Source organism: Novosphingobium aeonii, assembly GCF_052279045.1.
Taxonomy (GTDB): Bacteria; Pseudomonadota; Alphaproteobacteria; order Sphingomonadales; family Sphingomonadaceae; genus Novosphingobium.
Genome location: NZ_CP176832.1, coordinates 1 through 17,133 on the forward strand (window position 1 = coordinate 1; position 17,133 = coordinate 17,133).

18 protein-coding genes are annotated in these 17,133 nt (G+C 61.3%); 12 read left to right on the plus strand and 6 right to left on the minus strand.

All coding sequences use genetic code 11. From position 1 onward, the window contains the following. Nucleotides 1-99 precede the first annotated feature (99 nt). The 4 genes from tnpA (at nt 100) to ACLIMP_RS00020 (ending at nt 2,787) form a co-directional block, all read left to right on the plus strand. Nucleotides 100-474, plus strand: a complete 375-nt coding sequence (tnpA, locus tag ACLIMP_RS00005; RefSeq protein ID WP_443477961.1) for an IS66-like element accessory protein TnpA — start codon at nt 100-102, stop codon at nt 472-474. Between the two features lie 17 nt (nt 475-491). Continuing rightward, on the plus strand, nt 492-818 hold the full coding sequence (tnpB, locus tag ACLIMP_RS00010) for an IS66 family insertion sequence element accessory protein TnpB (protein ID WP_348635608.1): 327 nt from the start codon (nt 492-494) through the stop codon (nt 816-818). Nucleotides 819-880: 62 nt separating this feature from the next. Continuing rightward, nucleotides 881-2,491, plus strand: a complete 1,611-nt coding sequence (gene tnpC / locus ACLIMP_RS00015) for an IS66 family transposase (protein WP_443477962.1) — start codon at nt 881-883, stop codon at nt 2,489-2,491. Next, entirely contained in the window at nt 2,491-2,787 is a 297-nt protein-coding gene (locus ACLIMP_RS00020) for a hypothetical protein (protein ID WP_431568171.1), read from the plus strand. Before tnpC ends, ACLIMP_RS00020 begins: the two co-directional genes overlap by 1 nt. A gap of 269 nt (nt 2,788-3,056) precedes the next feature. On the opposite strand, the gene ACLIMP_RS00025 is transcribed toward ACLIMP_RS00020, so the two are convergent. Beyond that, nucleotides 3,057-3,743, minus strand: a complete 687-nt coding sequence (locus ACLIMP_RS00025) for a DUF6118 family protein (RefSeq protein ID WP_443477963.1) — start codon at nt 3,741-3,743, stop codon at nt 3,057-3,059. Between the two features lie 4 nt (nt 3,744-3,747). Then, nucleotides 3,748-6,576, minus strand: a complete 2,829-nt coding sequence (traA, locus tag ACLIMP_RS00030) for a Ti-type conjugative transfer relaxase TraA (RefSeq protein ID WP_443477964.1) — start codon at nt 6,574-6,576, stop codon at nt 3,748-3,750. A gap of 171 nt (nt 6,577-6,747) precedes the next feature. On the opposite strand from traA, the gene ACLIMP_RS00035 reads away from it, so the two are divergent. The 4 genes from ACLIMP_RS00035 (at nt 6,748) to ACLIMP_RS00050 (ending at nt 8,788) form a co-directional block, all read left to right on the plus strand. Further along, a complete protein-coding gene (locus ACLIMP_RS00035; RefSeq protein ID WP_443477965.1) occupies nt 6,748-7,086 on the plus strand; it encodes a conjugal transfer protein TraD in 339 nt (112 codons plus the stop codon). 16 nt (nt 7,087-7,102) lie between these two features. After that, nucleotides 7,103-7,348 carry a conjugal transfer protein TraD gene (locus tag ACLIMP_RS00040; RefSeq protein WP_443477966.1) on the plus strand — a complete coding sequence of 82 codons (246 nt, stop codon included), beginning with the start codon at nt 7,103-7,105 and terminating at the stop codon, nt 7,346-7,348. A 310-nt stretch (nt 7,349-7,658) separates the two neighbouring features. After that, complete coding sequence (locus ACLIMP_RS00045) at nt 7,659-8,240, plus strand: hypothetical protein (protein WP_443477967.1); 582 nt, start codon at nt 7,659-7,661, stop codon at nt 8,238-8,240. Between the two features lie 329 nt (nt 8,241-8,569). Further along, entirely contained in the window at nt 8,570-8,788 is a 219-nt protein-coding gene (locus tag ACLIMP_RS00050; protein WP_443477968.1) for a helix-turn-helix transcriptional regulator, read from the plus strand. 62 nt (nt 8,789-8,850) lie between these two features. On the opposite strand, the gene ACLIMP_RS00055 is transcribed toward ACLIMP_RS00050, so the two are convergent. From ACLIMP_RS00055 to ACLIMP_RS00065, 3 genes are all read right to left on the minus strand, one after another. Then, nucleotides 8,851-9,135 carry a sigma factor-like helix-turn-helix DNA-binding protein gene (locus tag ACLIMP_RS00055; protein ID WP_443477969.1) on the minus strand — a complete coding sequence of 95 codons (285 nt, stop codon included), beginning with the start codon at nt 9,133-9,135 and terminating at the stop codon, nt 8,851-8,853. Continuing rightward, the gene (locus tag ACLIMP_RS00060) at nt 9,132-10,019 is read right to left on the minus strand and encodes an ArdC family protein (protein WP_443477970.1); all 888 of its coding nucleotides are present in this window, start codon (nt 10,017-10,019) and stop codon (nt 9,132-9,134) included. Before ACLIMP_RS00060 ends, ACLIMP_RS00055 begins: the two co-directional genes overlap by 4 nt. Nucleotides 10,020-10,380: 361 nt before the next feature. Continuing rightward, a complete protein-coding gene (locus tag ACLIMP_RS00065) occupies nt 10,381-12,345 on the minus strand; it encodes a hypothetical protein (RefSeq protein ID WP_443477971.1) in 1,965 nt (654 codons plus the stop codon). A 293-nt stretch (nt 12,346-12,638) separates the two neighbouring features. Between ACLIMP_RS00065 and ACLIMP_RS00070 the strand changes: the two genes are divergently transcribed. The 4 genes from ACLIMP_RS00070 to ACLIMP_RS00085 all read left to right on the plus strand — a co-directional run bounded on the left by ACLIMP_RS00070 (nt 12,639) and on the right by ACLIMP_RS00085 (nt 16,547). Beyond that, a complete protein-coding gene (locus ACLIMP_RS00070) occupies nt 12,639-13,343 on the plus strand; it encodes a hypothetical protein (protein WP_443477972.1) in 705 nt (234 codons plus the stop codon). A gap of 139 nt (nt 13,344-13,482) precedes the next feature. Further along, nucleotides 13,483-14,268 (plus strand): DUF262 domain-containing protein, encoded by a 786-nt coding sequence (locus ACLIMP_RS00075; RefSeq protein ID WP_443477973.1) that lies wholly within the window; start codon nt 13,483-13,485, stop codon nt 14,266-14,268. Between the two features lie 60 nt (nt 14,269-14,328). Then, a protein-coding gene (locus ACLIMP_RS00080; RefSeq protein WP_185999051.1) for an IS3 family transposase occupies nt 14,329-15,500 on the plus strand; the annotation gives its coding sequence in 2 pieces (ribosomal slippage) (nt 14,329-14,581 and nt 14,581-15,500; 1,173 coding nt in all). Between the two features lie 18 nt (nt 15,501-15,518). Beyond that, nucleotides 15,519-16,547, plus strand: a complete 1,029-nt coding sequence (locus ACLIMP_RS00085; RefSeq protein WP_443477974.1) for an HNH endonuclease family protein — start codon at nt 15,519-15,521, stop codon at nt 16,545-16,547. Between the two features lie 75 nt (nt 16,548-16,622). Here the strand turns inward: ACLIMP_RS00085 and ACLIMP_RS00090 are convergent, their stop codons facing one another. Then, nucleotides 16,623-16,901, minus strand: coding sequence for a hypothetical protein (locus ACLIMP_RS00090; RefSeq protein ID WP_443477975.1), 279 nt, complete (start codon nt 16,899-16,901; stop codon nt 16,623-16,625). Nucleotides 16,902-17,133 lie beyond the last annotated feature (232 nt).

Consider the following 17,133-nt stretch of genomic DNA (forward strand, 5'->3'; position numbering starts at 1 on the left):
GTAACCGTCCGCCTGGGACCGCCTGCCTGATGGTGCGATAATCTCTTAAGAGACGGTCATAGCGACGTCGCTAACGACGTCTCTTGATCGGGGATTGCGATGAGGGTGGAGATACTGGGTCAGGAACGTCGGCGCCGGTGGACGGATCAGCAGCGGCTGGAGATCATTGGTGCCGTTGGCGTGAATGGCGCTACACTGACAGAGGTGGCGCAGCGCCACGATGTAACCCGACAACAGATTTATACTTGGCGGTATGATTTGAAGAAGCGCGGGCTCTTGGGAGCCGCCCCCGAGCCTGTCTTTCTCCCCCTGGACTTGCCTGCCGTTCGAGCCCCTGAAGTTGCCTACAACCCTGGCCCAGGCGCGACGTCCATGGTTGAGCTGCGCCTGACGAAAGGCCGGACTTTGCGCTTTGGAAGCGACATCGAGATCATCTCCCTGACACGGCTCATCCGCTGCGTGGAGGCGGCGTGATAGGGCCGGGAACTGGCGTGCGGGTTTACTTGGCCTGCGGCGTCACTGATATGCGCAAAGGCATCTCTGGTCTTGGTCAGCTGGCCCAGACGGTGCTGCGACAGAAACCGACAAGCGGCGCGGTGTTCGCTTTTCGAGGACGTCGCGGCGACAGGGTGAAGCTCCTGTACTGGGATGGGCAGGGATTTTGCCTGTACTACAAGGTCTTGCAGCGTGGCCGTTTTCCTTGGCCTTCCGCTGCAGACGGGACGGCGCGGCTGACGTCGGCACAACTCGCGATGCTTTGGGAAGGCATCGACTGGAGGCGCCCAAATTGGGGCGCGCCGCCTGCCCATGTGGGCTGATTTTTGTTTTTGAATCTACCTGTTTTCATGGATATTCCTGCCCTTGGCTGGTAAGCGGGATCATGCTGAGCGCGGCGCAAAATCTTCCCGAAGACCCAGCTTTGCTGAAGGCGATAATCGCCGACTTGCAGGCGGAAAACGCGAAGCTGGCGGCAACGGTCCGTGCACATGATCTGGTGGTTCAGGCCCTGCGTCTGCGCATTGCCAAACTGAAGAAACAGGCCTTCGGCAAATCCTCGGAAAAGATCGAACGCGAGATCGAGCAGCTGGAACTGGCCCTAGAGGACATTCTGGTCGCCGCGGCACAAACCGTCGCTTCGCCGAGTGATGTCGAAGAGGATGAGGCCACTGCGCACGTAGACAGTGCACGGGCCATGGCCCGGCGCCCGCGCGTTGCGCCTGACACCCCGCGCGAGCGAAAAGAACTCGACCCGGGCAGCGCTTGTCCCGATTGCGGGGGCGAGTTACGCCTCGTCGGCGAGGACGTGAGCGAAATCATCGAAATGATTACCGCCAAGCTGAAGGTGATCGAGGTCGCGCGGCCGAAGAAGTCCTGCCGCTGCTGTGAGAAAATGGTGCAGGTGCCGGCTCCGAGCCGCCCGATCCCCGGCAGCATGGCCGGAAGCAGCCTGCTTGCCTACGTGCTCGTCTCAAAGTTCGACGATCACTTGCCGCTGTACCGGCAGAACGAAATCCTTGCCCGCATGGGCGCTGACATTCCCCGCAGCACGCTGGCTGACTGGTGCGGCAAGGCGATGCGAAGCCTGCAGCCCTTGATCGAGCGTATTGAGGCATCGGTCCTGGCCAGCACCGTCATCCACGCCGATGATACACCGATCCAGGTGCTGGATCACACAAGGCGGGCCAAGGGGCTCGGCAAGGGCGTGAAGCAAGGCAGGATCTGGGGTTATGTCTGCGATCAGCGCCCGTGGAACGGGCCGGCACCGCCGGGTGTGGTCTATCGCTTTGCCCCCAACTGGAAGGCGGAGCACGTGCAAAACCACCTTTGCAATGCGAGCGGCATTCTCCAGGCCGACGCCTACAAGGGATATGCGAAGCTCTATCAGCCCGGCGCGGACGGCGAACCGCGCTTCCGGGAAGCTGCCTGCTTCGCCCATTGGCGGCGTGACTTCCACGACATCTGGAAAGCGAACAAATCCCCGATAGCGCGAGAAGCCCTCGATCGCATCGGCCAGCTGTACGACATTGAACGCGAAATTGTCGGGAAACCTGCCGATGTTCGGCGTGCCGTCCGCCAGGAGCATAGCAAACCCAAACTCGAGGCGTTGCGCGCCTGGGCTGAGCAGCAACTCACCCGCATCCCCGTCAAGGGCGACTTGGCCAGCGCCATTAGGTATGGCTTGGGTCGCTGGCAGGCCTTCTCACTGTTCATCGAAGACGGACGCGTCGCCATCGATAACAATGCCGCTGAGCGAGCCGTCAGACCTATTGGTCTAGGAAGACGCAACTGGCTCTTCGCCGGCTCCGAAGCAGGCGCTGAAACACTGGCGCGAGCCATGACGCTTATTGAAAGTTCCAAGATGAACGGTCTTGATCCGCAGGCTTATCTCGCCGACGTGCTCGGCCGTATCCATGATCACAAGATCAACCGGATCGAGGAATTGCTGCCTTGGAAATGGGTGCCCTTGGTACCGTTGGCAGAGGTAGCCTGATGGCCACGATCACCCATGTGCACACACTGGCCTATGCTGCCGAAATGCTCGGCGAGGACGTGGAGCTGTTGCAAGCCATCATCTGGAGCGGCGACAATCTGACATACGGCAGCATCATCAGCGTTTACACTGGCCCCGATGAGACCATTACGGCGCTCACCGACGATGGCGTCGACGAATTGTCAGATATGCTTCGAGAAGCACGCCGCACCACCCAGACCTGGCACGGCTTTCTCGATGCCTTCGTCGGCGACCCCGAACTCGCTACGCGCTTCAAGGCCCAACCACCGCGGTAACAATCGGACGGTTACGCTCGAGCCAAGTCATATCGATTTTCGGCTTCGCCAAGCCCCCCCCCTTTCGCGATGGCCAGTCGGCCCGGCCGCGGGGACCTTACGTATGCCGAGTTCTCTGTCTACCCTTGGACTGATGGCTGTCCCCCCGCCGGGAGCTGCCGTTCCTGCAGCTTTATCGGAATGGCGTGAGTTAGTCGCGAGCCGCTGAAAGAGTGTCAGCTCCTGCAATCCAACTCCGAACCGGACGGTCGCTTACCGGCCATGGCCAGTCATTTCGACGCGTGAAGTCGCTGCAACTTCGCACGCCCACTCCCAACGCGATTGGCAGATTTTGCGGATTCGGCACCTTGATCCTCGGCCGAACGCAAAGCGGCCTGCAATTTTTGCCACCTTTCCAAATCAGCCACCTCCAACAGCCTCTTGCCGGCACGCCATTTATCGCGCCCAAGGATCGCCGCTGCCCGCTCCTCCGGCCAATGCCAGCTAGCAGGGGCGATCCACGGAATGGTGTCCCTACCTACGCCCCCCAGAAAGAGCCCAACAACAAGTGTCGCGCTCGCGGCGATCACCATCCACTTGTTCTGCCTTTGCCCATTGCGCGCCTTGGTGACGACGCTGTCGATCGACGCAACAGCGACCAGAAGCTCCCTACGCGCCCGCTCCCACGCCTGCTGATCGGCCAAGCGCCCATCCCTGCCTGCCTCCTTGATTTGCCCGGCGATTTTGTCGGGCGTTAGCGCCATGGCGGGATGATGGTTGAGCTTTTCTACGACGCCGCGCACGGCCTCGAAGCGTTCTTCGATCTTGGCCAGCTCGGGACTGTAATCGCGGGCATGCATCTCCTGAAATTTGACGGCGAGGCCGTCGATGGCAGCGGTAAGTCCTGCCAGGCGATGGCCCATGGCCTCGAACGCAGCGGCAGGATCAAGCTCGTGGGGGGTGTGGATTTCGGTCATCCGATCAGCTTATCCCAAGCCCACGGTCGCGCGAGCGGCCGAGCCATTCCCGGATCTGGTGCGACACCGGTTCTTTCCCAGTTGGTTTCAGCCCCAGCTCGCGGACCCTGTTCCGCAGCCGCGACTCGAGTTCGGGGTCGCGATGGAGGCTCTTGGCGAGATGATCGATTCGCGCTTCCGCCCGCTCCTCGCCGAGCTCGTCGCCGATCTTGCGCATCCGCATGAGCAGCCGGGCCTGGGTCTGGAACTCGTTCACGAAACGGTCGGCACGCATGTCGCCATCGATGCGAATCTCGCGCTCGGCCATCATCGCCTGGATCGCGCGTTTGGTCTGCCCCTTGCCGGCTTCATCGGCGAGATCGGGGTCCTTGTGGATCGCCGCCGTGAGATCGCGAGCACCGTGCTCGCGCACCTTGTCGAGATGGTTGGCAGCTCGTTCCAACGCCTGCTGCTGAAGTTCGATGGGCTTCAACCCCATCGCCTTGATGCGCAGAATTTCCTGCGCCGCGCGTCCATAGCGCTGCACCGCAACCTCAAGCGGCCCTGGCGGCGCGGCAATGGCTGGCGCCTTGAGCCTGAGCCCCGCAAAGGGATCGCGCTTTATGACGACCTCAGCTTGCGGCTCGCGCTTCAACTCGAAGGCCGGGCTGTAATCGGAGGCCATATCCTTCGAACGATCGCGGCTGAGCACCCGAACCAGCTTCGAGCGATCGGCAAAGTCCTCCTTGCCATAATGGAGATCGACCTCAGCCCGGTGGCGCGATAGCGCCACATAGGCCCCGTGCCGGTCGAGCCCCGGCGTGGCGAGCACTTGCACCCGGTCCACGGTCATGCCCTGCGCCTTGTGGATCGTCGCGGCATAGCCGTGATCGATGTCGGCATAGTCCTTGAGATCGAAGGCGACCGCCCGGCCATCGTCGAGCATGACCGCCATGCTGAAGGGCGAGACACTGCGCAGGGTGCCAAGCGATCCGTTCTTCACCCCCATGCTGCGCTCATTGCGGAGGAACATGACACGGTCGCCCACCGCAAAGGCCCGCTCGCCCCGCTCCACCTGAAGCGCCACATCCTCGCCCAGCTCTCCCGCCTCGCGCATCTTTCCGCGCGCCGCCTGGTTCAGCTCACCTACTTCGTCATTGGTATGCGTGAGAATGATCCGGCTCGCGGTGGGGTTTTGCTGACGACCGCGGTCCCACTGCCCGACCAGCGCTTCACGTGCGGCCTCGCGGGTCGGCGCCAGGTGGACATGCCCGGCCTGCTCATAGGCCAGCACCGCCTCGCCGGTCCGCCCGGTAGCGAGATCGCGCGTTGCCTCGCGCTGCCATTCCTCATTCTGCCGGCGCACCTGCATGATTTCGACGCTGCCATGCCGCTCGGCAATGCTGCGGAACGCCGCCCCTGCCTCGATCGCCTGCAACTGCTCGGGATCGCCGACCAGCACGACCTTGGCGCCGCGCTTCTCGGCTTCGGAGATCACCCGCTCCATCTGCCGGGTGCCGACCATCCCGGCCTCGTCGATGACGAGCACCGAGCGATCGGTTAGCAGTTCACGATCCTGCGCCCATTGCCGCTCCATGCTGGCGATGGTGCGCGAGGCAATACCCGACCCGCTTTCCAGGTTCTCGGCGGCGATGCCGGACAGCGCCGCGCCACGCACCTCATAGCCCGCCGAGTGCCAGGCATCATGGGCCACACCCAGCATCGCACTCTTGCCGGTGCCGGCATAGCCGATCACCGAGGAAAGGCCCCGGCTATTGGTCACATGCTCGAGCGCACCGCGCTGCTCGCCGGAGAGGGAAAGTCCCCTCGCCTCGGCTCGGGCCAGCGCCTTTTCCTGTATGGCCCGGCTGACGCCATGACGCCGCCCGGCATCGAGCTTGATCGTAGCCTTCTCGAGCCGCTTCTCGGTCTCGATCATCGACCGCGAGGTGAAGCGATCCTCACCGCGCCCATCCTTGCCGAGCGTGATCAACTCAGGCGAGGAGCGAACGGCTCCCAAGACCTGATCGAACTGTTCTTTCCCGTCGCTGTGCCGGTGCACGAACTTGGCGAGGTCACGGGTGGTGAATGTCGCCTGTTGGTGGGTGATGGCATCGAGCGCGATTGCCGGATTGGCGAGGATCTTCTCGCCATTGGCGCGGGCAATCGCATGATGCTCGTCGAGCCGCTCGCTCTCCAGCCCCTGCCCCGCCATCCGCGAGGCGGCGGGACCGATCTTGTGCTGCGGCTCGAGTTCGATGCCCTGGGCTTCCAGCGAACGGTGATCGATCCGCGCGTCGATATCGAGTTCGGCCAAGCGCTGGTTGACGTGGGTCGCCCAGGCTTCGCGCCAATGGGTGAGCAGTTCGGTGCGGTTCCAATCTCGCACTTTGGGACCAAAGCCTTCCTCGCTCACTTCACGCATGCCGAGCATTACATGGGCATGGGGCTTGGGCTGTCCATCTTCACCGATATCCCAGTGCACATTGAGATCGGCGATCATGCCTCGCGCCACGAATTCACGGGACACAAACTCCCTCGCCAGCCGAATGCCTTCGGCTTGGTCGAGCTCGCGGGGAATGGCGAACTCGACCTCGCGGCAAAGCTGCGCGTCCTTGCGCTTCTCGGCGGCCTCGACATCGTTCCACAGCCGCTCGCGGTCCAGCCACTGTTCGGGGGCGTTCTCGGGGAGCAGAATCTCCGAGTGGACGACACCCGCCTTGTTCGAAAAGTCATGATCGCGCCCCAGCCGCTCATCGTGCAGCCGCGAGGCGGAACGATAGGCGGCGGCGGCCACCGCCGAGGAGCCGGTAGCGCGGGAAATGACTTTGGCCGAGAAGTGGTAGATCGCCATGACGGCCAACCATTTACACTTCAAGCAGCACGTCGGCACGACGTATAAGCGCGCCCTCGAACGATTTCATCGCACTCGGGAACGCGAAATCCCAGAAGATTTCACGCTATTGTTCGGCGCTGAGACTCCCGATAGCTGAACCGTCCGCCTCGATCAAAGAAAGGACGGACGATGCGCAAACCGCGTGACTATGACGCCGAACTCAAAGCGCTTAACGACAAGGCGCGGCAACTCAAAACCCGCAAGACCAGCCAGCTCGGAGAACTGGTGAACGCGACAGGTGCCGATGCCCTTTCCGCCGAGATGCTGGCGGGCGCCCTGCTCGATGCCGCCACCACCGCGGATGCTGCAAAGAAGGAGGCATGGCGCAAGCGGGGCGCCGCGTTCTTTTCAGGAGCCGGCAAAGGCGCTCGCACAGGAACTGGCAGCGAGCATCACAGCAACTTGGGCAGCGCTGCGGCGGAGCCAGGCAGCGCGCAATTGCCACTTGGCGAGCCGGGCGCGGCATGATGCCCGTGCGTGGCAAGTGAAGCGGCGCGAGCGCCCCCGCCAGCTCATCGAACTGGGCGGGCTCGTCGTCAAAGCCGAACTGGCCGAACTGACCGGGGATGACCGCGCGGTGATCCTCGGTCTACTCGTCGAGGCAGCGGCGAAGCTGCGCGGCGAAGATCGTGAGCAGGCGCTGACGCTATGGCGAAGACGCGGCATGCGTGCGTTCGCCGACGATGCCGTCGCGAAGGACGAACGCCAGAGCCGTTCGATAGAGGGCTGAGCGGGCGGCGCTCACCCTCGTTCTGCACGGCCTTGGCGTAAGGATTCCCGTCTGTTATCCTGCCAAGGCGCTGCGCAAAGGGCAGCGCCGGGACTGGTAATCCCGCACACGAAGCAAACTCGGAAAACACGGTTTTCCGGGGTGCCGTCGCGCATGTCCAAACCTTCGGGTGAAAGGCGGCGGCGCATGACGTGTGCATGTTACCAGCTCCGGCGGCTCCCGCGCGTTAGCGTGCGGGAGTTCGGGACTGGTCCGCAAGTTGTCTCGAAGCCTTCCGCCAACCCGCCCTGATGCGGACCCGGAGGTGCCAATGGACGTTCAAGTTCCTGTTGCTTCACCCGATGAAATCGCCGCTGTCGCTGCGGCGCTCAACTCTTTGCCCGATGAGAATTCCGCACTCGCTGCGCTCTGGAAAATCTACGACGCAGAACCAGTGCGGTTGCTGCGCACTCAGGACGGCCGCAGCCTGAGCCGCGCACGCGCCAGGCGAGCGGAAGAGTTCATGGGCTCGATGGCGCCCGATGCCCCGTTCGACTGGCACTATTTCCTCTACACGTCTGGGATCGTTGCCCAGCTGTCGCTGTCCGCGCATCTTCTCGATGTGGGCTTTCCGGACACTTGGTGTGCGCGGCATGTCGGGCTCCATGTCGACCGCTCGCTCGCCTACGCCAATGTCACCGGCTTCGGCTACGATTGCGCCGAGACCGCGCGGCTCATGCAGGTGCTGTCGCCCTATTGGAAATGGAACCGCCGCGACGTGATCGAGGGCATGGATCTCGATGATGGCGGCTTCACACCGGACCAGGTTCGGATGCTCATCTGCACGCTGGTCGATCACGTGTGTCACGTGACCGGCCATGCGCGGTCGCGGAAACGGGTCATGCGATCCTGATCGCGCCACTGCGGCGCTGACATTCCAGACTGAGGCACGGTGTCATCGCCGCCGAGGTCTGGCGCGATTCGGGCTCGTGAGATGGTCGCGGCTCGCGTGCGAGGCGCGCCGCGAGACGGCGTGAGACAGAACCGCCGGTCGCGGGCTCCCGGCGGCAAAATTTATTTGGGTGCCATAGAGTGCCGCCAAGACCCACTACGGTGCAACTCGATGAATCTGCGCCAGGAATATCCGATAAGCGCCAATTAGCGCCCTTGCAGGCGGCTCGAATTGGCCCAATCTTGCTCATGGCCGGCCAGTCCACCTCATGCAATCGGAGGACACGCCACATGAACATGATACCCCATGATCGTTTCCTGCGCCTCGATCTCGTTCTCGAACGCACGGGGCTTTCCCGCGCTACCCTCTACCGCAAGATCCAGTCCGGGACGTTCCCGAGACAGGTTCGCATTGCCGAGCGCTGCTGCGGTTGGCGCGAAAGCGCCATTACCGAATGGATGAATAGCCCCATCTCGTACCTGGTCGACAACTTCCCGCCGCAAGCCTGAATTGTCGGTACGCCCGCAAAAAAGGCCGGGCGCGTCCGCCGCAGCGGACGCGCCCCAAACCCCTACCAGCCCTTGCGCTCCTGCCGGTTTCGCGATCGCACGATCAGGCACATCGCCCGGCCCACTTCGATCTCCACCCGGCGAACGCTGATGCTCAGATGATCGGCGATCTGCTCATACCGCAGGCCCTCGAACCGCAGCAGGTGGAACACTGCACGCGGAAGCCAGGGAAGCGAACGCACCGCCCGCGCGAGTCGGCGAAGGTCCGGGTCTTGGTACTCAGGAAAGGCATGGCGAAGGAATGCCTCACGGATGCGCTGCTCCAGCAGATAGAGATGCCACCTCATGCTGCGTCCTCCCCGAAGGCGAGGAGATAATCGGCTGCCTTGCTGGCCGCGCTGGCCGCCCGGAAGATCGCCTTCTCGTCGGCGCGGAGCACTTCAAGCCACGATCCAAGGTAATCCGAATGCCGCACCGTGGGCTGGATACCCAGTGACGCGCAGGCAAAGGCCGAGGTCATCTCGGCAATAAGCTCTTCTTTTGCATACGATGCCGAGCCGTACTTGCCGGTCTGGTCGCGGTCCAATCGCGCCTTGCCCCCGGCCCAATGGCCGAGTTCATGTAGTGCCGTCCGGAACCAGTTCACCGGCTCATGGAAAGCCGCCTGTGGGGGCACCTGCACATAGTCCTGCTTGGGGGCATAGAACGCCTCGTCGCCGCCGATCCGGAAGTCCGCGCCGGTGGCAGCAATCAGCCGGTCTACCTCGGCAATTGCCATGACCGGATCGGGCACCGCCGGTTCCTCGACATAGCGTTCCGGCAGCCCTTCAATCTGATCGAGGTTGAAGACGACAAAGCGCTTCAGGAACGCAATCGTCCGCGCCTCGCGATCTTCGCACCGCGCCTGCTCGGTCTCGCCCTTCGGGGTGAAGCGATCCGCATAGCAGATGACCGTGCCCTTCTCGCCGCGCCGGACATGACCGCCTGCCGCCAAGGCCTGTTTGTAGGTCAGCCAGCGCTGCGATGCGAACCGGCGTTCCACTGCCTCACACCACAGGATCAGCACATTGATCCCCGAGTACACTCTTCCGGAAGCCGCGTTGTGCGGCATGAGGCAGGGACACCGCGCACGGTCCCAGGGCTGCACCCAAGGAAGCCTGCCCTCTTCAAGCTCGGCAATGATGCGCGACGTGACCTCTCCATAGAGGCTCTGACGATTGGTCCTTTCCATTTCTCCTGTTCCTTTCCTCAACCGCCATTGACCGGCGCCGGGGTGGCGGGGGGCGGCAGGAGCGGACCAAAAGCCTCGCCAAGATGGCGGGGTGCACCGAAAGGCCGGAACAGGGTGGAGGACCTGGGCTCCGCCCAGGTTGCGGCTCGACATGGCGGGGCTAAGGGGCCGTGACGCCCCCCGTCACCCTGGAGCCGAGGCACACGCCGACGCGCCGCAGGCGCGGCGACCGCTGACGGGACGCGATGAGCGTCCCGCCCCGCCAGTGATCGTCACGGCTATGCCGACGAGACGCCGCAGGCGGCTCGGTTGAGCGTCAGCGAAATAGAGCGCGGCCGTGCGCAAGCACGGGGCGGCCAGGTCATGCCACCATCCAGACCTGATTGAGTATCTGCGCTGCGAGGGCTGATTTGTCCTGTGGTAGGAACCGTCCGTAATGCTTCGCTACCATTTCAGGCGTGTCCTGGATTGCATAGCTTGCCCGCTCGAATGAGCCGGTCTGCTTCAGGATATGCGTGGCGAGAACATCGCGAATGTTGTGAGGCCCATGTGGGAGCAAACCCACAACTGCACCTCGGCCGGTGTAAGGGTTGAAGATGCCGTACCGCTGGATGACCAGCCGCCAGGCTTCGTAGAATGTGTTGCTGTCATAGGCGGCATCCCTGCTCGAGACCTTCGCCGATTTGACGAAGAACGTGCCGGGATCTTCAGCGCCGCCAAGCAGCACAGACCGGTGCCGCCTGACGTATTGGTCGATATGGCGATAGAGATCGCCAAGATCGGGCAGGACCAGCCGGAAAGGACGCCCGCCGAAGAAGGACGACCCCGCATTCTTGAACGCAACCGCCGGGATAAGCACTTCCCAGCCGCTCTCGCGGTCGCTCCACCGGATTTCGCCGCGCTTCATCATCTCGAGCTGACGCTCGGTTCTTGGAGTCTGATCGCGCGGGCAGACGAGAAGCTGGCGCAGATTCTTCTGCCGCAGCCCAAGGTGCAATCCCAGGCGGATGAGCAGGAAGGACCGCGCCGCCTCCGCCGCTGCGCGCGGATGCCTGTTGGCATCGGGCGCGAGCCGCAAGATTTCGTCGGCGATCTTGCGGTACTCTCCAACTGGGCTGTCCGCTTCGAGCACCGGCAGGATCGGCTCGAACGGATCACGGTGGACTCGCGCAACGCGCTCGATCTCCTTTGCCCGCGCAGAAGCATGGGAATGAAGCCGATCACAGGCGGCCGACCAATCGGCGCGCAGGGCCTCGATCTCGTCTGCCGTGACAATGCCTTCGATCGGCACCAGCCGCTCCCCCAGCGGTGCCATCTGGCGCAGCCAGCCGGTCTCTTGACGAGTGAACGCCATGCCGTTGCGCAGCATATCGACTTCCCACCGCGTGAAGAAGCCGCGCCGCTTCTCACGCCACTGGATATACCAGTCCCACAACCGGGGAATGACAAGCATCGCCAGGGTCAAGTGCCGCATCGGAACGCCGAGCCCGCCGATCGCGCCTTTCGGCGAGGCAACCATCGCACCGAACATCAGGCCAAGGTGCTCCAGCCGCATGGCCGTCGTTTCCTCGTTCCAGACGCCGCTTCGCTGGAAGCCGATGTCGGTCAGCGTCGCCGACTTGAAGCGTACCAGTTGCGAGATCTCGGCAGTCAAACCCGGCGGCGCAATCTTGTTCGACAACAGGGCGTCGTCATCATGATAGACGGCCCTTTCATCCTCCGAGAGCTTCGCGGAATTCGCCTGTGGCTTGCGCCCGGTGAGAGAAGGGAAACAGAGGCCATAGCGGTTCTTCGCCGCCTCGGCCTGGTACCGCCGATATTCCGTGGCGCCGGATATCACGACCGTGCGAACCCAGTTCAGGATTTCGCTGCGCTCCGCGAGCGGACGGTCGTTGAAATCATCGGGCAGATGCCAAGCTAACCGGCGCTGCTCCGCGCGCGGTATGCCGCCGAGGTTCAAGCCTGCCGGTGCGCGTGCCTGATGCGGCAGCTTTGCTTTGAAGTAACCTTTGGGCAGCGCATAACGCGCTTCAATTCGCGCAAGAACGTCGAGGCTGGCTGTGTTTCGCGGCGTCCTCTTGCCGGAGCACCATCCCTTGATGGTAGCTGGATCGAATGTCTCATCGGGCCGGATCACCGCCCGGTGGAGCAGAAGGTAGGATTCCTGATATCGGGCCAGGTGAAGGCGAAGGGCATCTGCAAAGCCGGGGGGATCGATCCATTCGTTCGTGACGGGCGTGGGACATTCGCTCGGGATCTTGCGCACGACGCCGCGCTTCCTGGTGCCGGCGACGACGCTCGCCGCACGGCTTGAATTCGATGACATGGGGTGATTTTTCCGAAGTGTTTGATTTGGCTCCCCGAGGGTTTTCCGATCGGGGGCCGCGCTTTCGGCAAAATTGCGGCCACGAGACAAGGGCCTAGACGCGCGCCTTTCACTGACAGTTTGCGATTGCGTCCGTCAAATTGACCCTTCCAGACCCGCAAAAGATCGGACCCATCACTCTATAACATCTTTACGAGAATTCTCACGGGCATTTCGCGATCTAAGACCTTTTTATGAGATGGTTATTTCAAAAGCCTCAGTTCGGAACGAACCGGACAATTCCAGGACCCTTAATGAAAAACTTTCATACCATTAGTGATGTGATCCCGAAGTTAGAGCCCGTAAAGTCGGCACCGCGCACCTTAGTGGCGGCCCACTGGATTTTGGGTGCATCGGTATTCTTTTTCCTGCTGTTCATGATGTGTGCCGCGCTGGGCGAGACGCACCCACCGCTCAGACACGGTATGCGCGCCGCAGGCATAATTCTCCACTCGCTTGGCCTTGCTCTGCTTGCGGCCTGGGGTGCGCTGAATGCTTGGATCCTGGGAGAGCTACTGTGGAGATCCAATTTCCATCTTGCAGCGCAACTGGATGCTCAAATCGCGCACGATCGAAAGCTTATTGATGGTTTGGTTAAAGCCAATACGCTCCCAAATCTGCAGCGCCTGCGCCGACACGTCGACTTCGAAACCAAGATGATCCAGGGCTTCGGGGTGACGGTCGCCCAGATCGGTGGTCTGGGCGCTGCACTGATTGCTACAGCCGCATTCCCACAGATCTATGCCGGAAATTTAAGCGAGTACATCAAGATCAGCATATCCGTCCTGGTACTCGGCACTCTTCTCGCAGGAGCGGTCAAGCATGGCTTTGGACAACGGTTACGAAGGCTGGAATTCACAATTTCCGAAGCTGAGCTCGAGCTTGACAAGAAGAAAGCGAAATTTTCTGAGCGCAAGGCGAGGCACCGTGCACCGCTGAAATCCAGCCCAAAGGCGTAAATCCATATCCGAGCTATGTGATGTGGGCATGGGAAGCTTGTTAGCCATTTCTAGACTTGTTCATTGCTATTGAGAGAAGAATTCGACGAAGTCTTCTCGACAGCACATGCGCTATGGGAAGATAGCTCAATCCGGGGGAATGATGGACTCGATTGAATCAAAAGACGCAACGGTAGCTGGCATATTTCGGGATTTTTACATCGTACCGAATTACCAGCGCGAATATGTTTGGGGTCAGGATCAGGTTGAGCAATTGCTTGGCGATATTCGCGCCGAACAGAGCGAAGGTGGCGATGCTGAGTATTTCATCGGTTCGATCGTAGTCTGTCCCAGCAGGGCTCACCCCGGCGCCCTGGATCTGATCGATGGTCAACAGCGGACGACGACTCTTTTCGTCATCCTTTGCGCGATCCGTGATCGGCTGCATGCTCTTGGCGACAATGGAACGGAAGGCGTCAAAAAGCTCATCGCCGACACCGTGATCGATCATAACGGCAATGACAGCTTCCGTGCCCGTCTCGACCCGCAGTACGACGATGCCGGCGACGTCTTCGAGAAACTCATGACCAGCCAAGCACCCGCCACGCGCGGCACGCGATCAATGGTGAATATCGCTGTTGCATATAACAGCACCATCCGTTTCCTGGCGGAAGAGTTCGGCAGCGACGCGCAGTCCGTGCGGGGATTTTTCGGGTATTTGATTCACAAGGTGAAGCTGATCCGAATTCACACGGACAGCATTGCGCGCGCCCTCAAAATTTTCGAGACGATCAATGATCGTGGCATTGGCCTCGATGCGATGGACCTATTGAAAAACCTGCTTTTCATGCGGACCGACCCTGCGAAGTTCGACAAGCTGAAAGATCGATGGAAGCTGCTGACGGACAAGCTGCATAAAGCCGGCGAGAAGCCTCTGCGGTTTTGACGTGACCCCCTGATTTTCCTCCAGGTATGATTAGAGTCCGGCCCAACAGAAGGACGGACAATGAAGCGAGCAAGGTTCACGGAAGAGCAGATCATCGGCGTGCTGAAGGAGGCCGAGGCCGGAGCGAAGACCGGCGATCTGGCCCGGCGCCATGGCGTATCGGAAGCGACGATCTACAACTGGAGGGCCAAGTATGGCGGCCTGGAGGTGTCCGAGGCGAAGCGGCTACGAGCGCTCGAGGATGAGAACGCCAAGCTGAAGCGGCTCTTGGCCGAGGCGATGCTCGACAATGCCGGCCTGAAGGATCTTCTCGCAAAAAATTGGTGACGCCCGCTGCCAAGCGAGAGGCGGTCGCGCGTCTCCAGGCGGCCCTGGGGATGAGCGAGCGGCGGGCGTGCCGTGTTATCGGCGCCGATCGGAAGAGCATGCGCTACCGGTCGCAGCGGGACGATGATGCCGATCTTCGGTCGAAGCTGCGCGAGTTGGCTCAGCAACGCCGCCGTTTCGGCTATCGCCGACTACATATCCTGCTGCGGCGCGAAGGCGTGGTGATCAATCGCAAGAAGACCCAGCGGCTCTACCGCGAGGAGAAGTTGGCAGTCCGACGAAGACGGAACCGCCGTCGTGCCGTCGGTGCGCGGGCGCCAGCACCCGTGCTGGCGCTGCCCAACCAGCGCTGGAGCCTGGATTTTGTGCATGACCAGATGGCATCGGGCCGCCGGTTCCGGGTGCTCAACATCGTCGATGACGTGACCCGGGAGTGCCTGCGCGCGGTGCCGGACACGTCGATCTCAGGGCGCAGGGTCGTGCGCGAACTCACCGATCTGATCGCCGAGCGCGGCAAGCCGGGCATGATCGTCAGCGACAATGGCACCGAGCTGACCTCCAACGCGGTGCTGGCTTGGTGCGGAGAGATTGGTGTCGAGTGGCACTACATCGCGCCGGGCAAGCCGATGCAGAACGGCTACGTGGAAAGCTTCAATGGGCGAATGCGCGACGAACTGCTCAACGAGACGCTGTTCCTCAGTCTGGACCATGCCCGCGTCGTGATCGCCGCCTGGGCGAAGGACTACAACCAGGCGCGCCCGCACTCAGCCCTTGGATACGAAACACCAGCGGCGTTCGCCGCTGAACTGCATAAGCAATGGCCTGCTTCACTACGCCCTACGGGCTCCGCTGCGCAGGCCATTGCTCAACCCGCGCTCATGCGCAACAAAGCCGCCAGGCTCTAATCGCTGCTGGTGGAAACCATGGGGTCACGTCAGTTTCTCCGCTATTATGTGCTGGCGACATGGGGCGTCACCAAGCTGCGCGAGGACGAGTTGTATGATTGGTTCGTCAAGAACGAGAGCAAGGTGGGGTTTGCAGCAGATCCGATCGCGTTCGTAGATCGGCTTCAGCTTGCCCTGGACGCGTATCTCAATTTCTTCAGTGGCAAAGGTAGAGATGGACAGCCTGATCCGGCGCTCGAATCCATTTCTCTTCTGGCTGGCGGGGCGACACGTCAGCATTTGGTGATGCTATTGGCAGGCCGAGATTTGCCTGCCGAGCTGTTTACCGAACTCTGTGTCGATGTGGAGGCCCTGCTATTTACATATTTGATCACGAGGCAGACCAATCGGGAATTCGAGGTCATGTTTCCGGAATGGGCTCCCGAACTGGCAGGCATCACGACCCAAGCTGACTACGAGCAATTTGCAGAGCGCACCTTACGCAAGCGCAGACAGGAGCTTTCTTCTCGTTTTCGTCGAGAATTCCAAGCTCTCAACGGCCAGTTCCTACGCCAATATCAACTGAGGTATATCCTCGGAAAACTCACCCAGGCAGTCGATCGCTCAGCCTACGGAGCCACCGCACAAACGAGCCTCTGGCTGTCTCGCTACTGCGATGGATCGAATGTCCATATCGAACATATTCTTCCCCAGTCGTCGGACGACGTCGTCCGCCAGGAATTCGGCCCGGATGCGGACAACCCGGAGGTGCTGTGGTCGATCGGCAATCTGGCGCTGGTCGAAAAATCGATCAATACGTCGCTGGGAAGAAAACCGTTTTCATATAAGCGAGGAATCTATCCGCAGTCACAGTTCCTTTTGACTCGGGTGATTGGCCAAAGGCCTGACATAGGAAATACCGCAATCGATCGAGCAGTTTCGCATATGGCTCCATTTGAAAGCTGGACCCACAAGGATGTGACACAGCGCGCCGCATGGCTTGCCGACCTCGCTTGTGCAGTCTGGTCAATTCCGGCGTTGGATACGGAAATCATCGAAGCTGCATAATCACGCTGGATCAGGCGCAAAAAGGGCCGGCACATAAGGCCGGCCCGTATTTGATGCGTGGGGGATTATGGGACGTTACAGGGACAGTGCGTCAATGCCGATCGTGTGAAAAAGCACCGTGATCAGTGCAGCTTTCGCGAGTTCGCGGATCATCGATTTGCCCATATCTACCACCTCGTCTTTCTTTTTGCTTCCTTCCATTACTTCATTCAAATTCACTTCATCATCAGTTTTTCCGACCTTGTTACCCGGCGCCAGAAACCGGTATGCGGCGAGGCCCGCAAAAACGGGCCAAGTCAGGATGGGACAAAGCCCACCCAAGTTCATCACGGCGGCGAGGACGAATCCACCCACAGTCCCTGTAACGTCCCACCACTGGTGTCGCCAAGGCGTGTCCCGTGGGGGCAATTGCCCTAATAGTGTCAAAGCCTCTATTTTTCAATATGTTCACATTCCACACCAATGTGTCGCCAAGTGCGGAGAGCGTTGGACTGCAGGCTTATCTCGCCGGGGCCACGACACCTCAGAAGCAATCCACCGCTGGCGGGTGAACTTCCCCCCAATGTCGTAAAGCTTAGCTTTACAC

What these genes read in the sequence shown, in the direction of transcription:
- tnpA (WP_443477961.1), top strand. Translation starts at nt 100, where the DNA reads ATGAGGGTGGAGATACTGGGTCAGGAACGTCGGCGCCGGTGGACGGAT.
- ACLIMP_RS00055 (WP_443477969.1), bottom strand. Translation starts at nt 9,135, where the DNA reads ATGAGGTGGCATCTCTATCTGCTGGAGCAGCGCATCCGTGAGGCATTC.
- ACLIMP_RS00070 (WP_443477972.1), top strand. Translation starts at nt 12,639, where the DNA reads ATGAAAAACTTTCATACCATTAGTGATGTGATCCCGAAGTTAGAGCCC.
- tnpC (WP_443477962.1), top strand. Translation starts at nt 881, where the DNA reads ATGCTGAGCGCGGCGCAAAATCTTCCCGAAGACCCAGCTTTGCTGAAG.
- ACLIMP_RS00075 (WP_443477973.1), top strand. Translation starts at nt 13,483, where the DNA reads ATGATGGACTCGATTGAATCAAAAGACGCAACGGTAGCTGGCATATTT.
- ACLIMP_RS00025 (WP_443477963.1), bottom strand. Translation starts at nt 3,743, where the DNA reads ATGACCGAAATCCACACCCCCCACGAGCTTGATCCTGCCGCTGCGTTC.
- ACLIMP_RS00050 (WP_443477968.1), top strand. Translation starts at nt 8,570, where the DNA reads ATGAACATGATACCCCATGATCGTTTCCTGCGCCTCGATCTCGTTCTC.
- ACLIMP_RS00045 (WP_443477967.1), top strand. Translation starts at nt 7,659, where the DNA reads ATGGACGTTCAAGTTCCTGTTGCTTCACCCGATGAAATCGCCGCTGTC.
- ACLIMP_RS00060 (WP_443477970.1), bottom strand. Translation starts at nt 10,019, where the DNA reads ATGGAAAGGACCAATCGTCAGAGCCTCTATGGAGAGGTCACGTCGCGC.
- ACLIMP_RS00035 (WP_443477965.1), top strand. Translation starts at nt 6,748, where the DNA reads ATGCGCAAACCGCGTGACTATGACGCCGAACTCAAAGCGCTTAACGAC.
- ACLIMP_RS00065 (WP_443477971.1), bottom strand. Translation starts at nt 12,345, where the DNA reads ATGTCATCGAATTCAAGCCGTGCGGCGAGCGTCGTCGCCGGCACCAGG.
- ACLIMP_RS00085 (WP_443477974.1), top strand. Translation starts at nt 15,519, where the DNA reads ATGGGGTCACGTCAGTTTCTCCGCTATTATGTGCTGGCGACATGGGGC.
- ACLIMP_RS00020 (WP_431568171.1), top strand. Translation starts at nt 2,491, where the DNA reads ATGGCCACGATCACCCATGTGCACACACTGGCCTATGCTGCCGAAATG.
- traA (WP_443477964.1), bottom strand. Translation starts at nt 6,576, where the DNA reads ATGGCGATCTACCACTTCTCGGCCAAAGTCATTTCCCGCGCTACCGGC.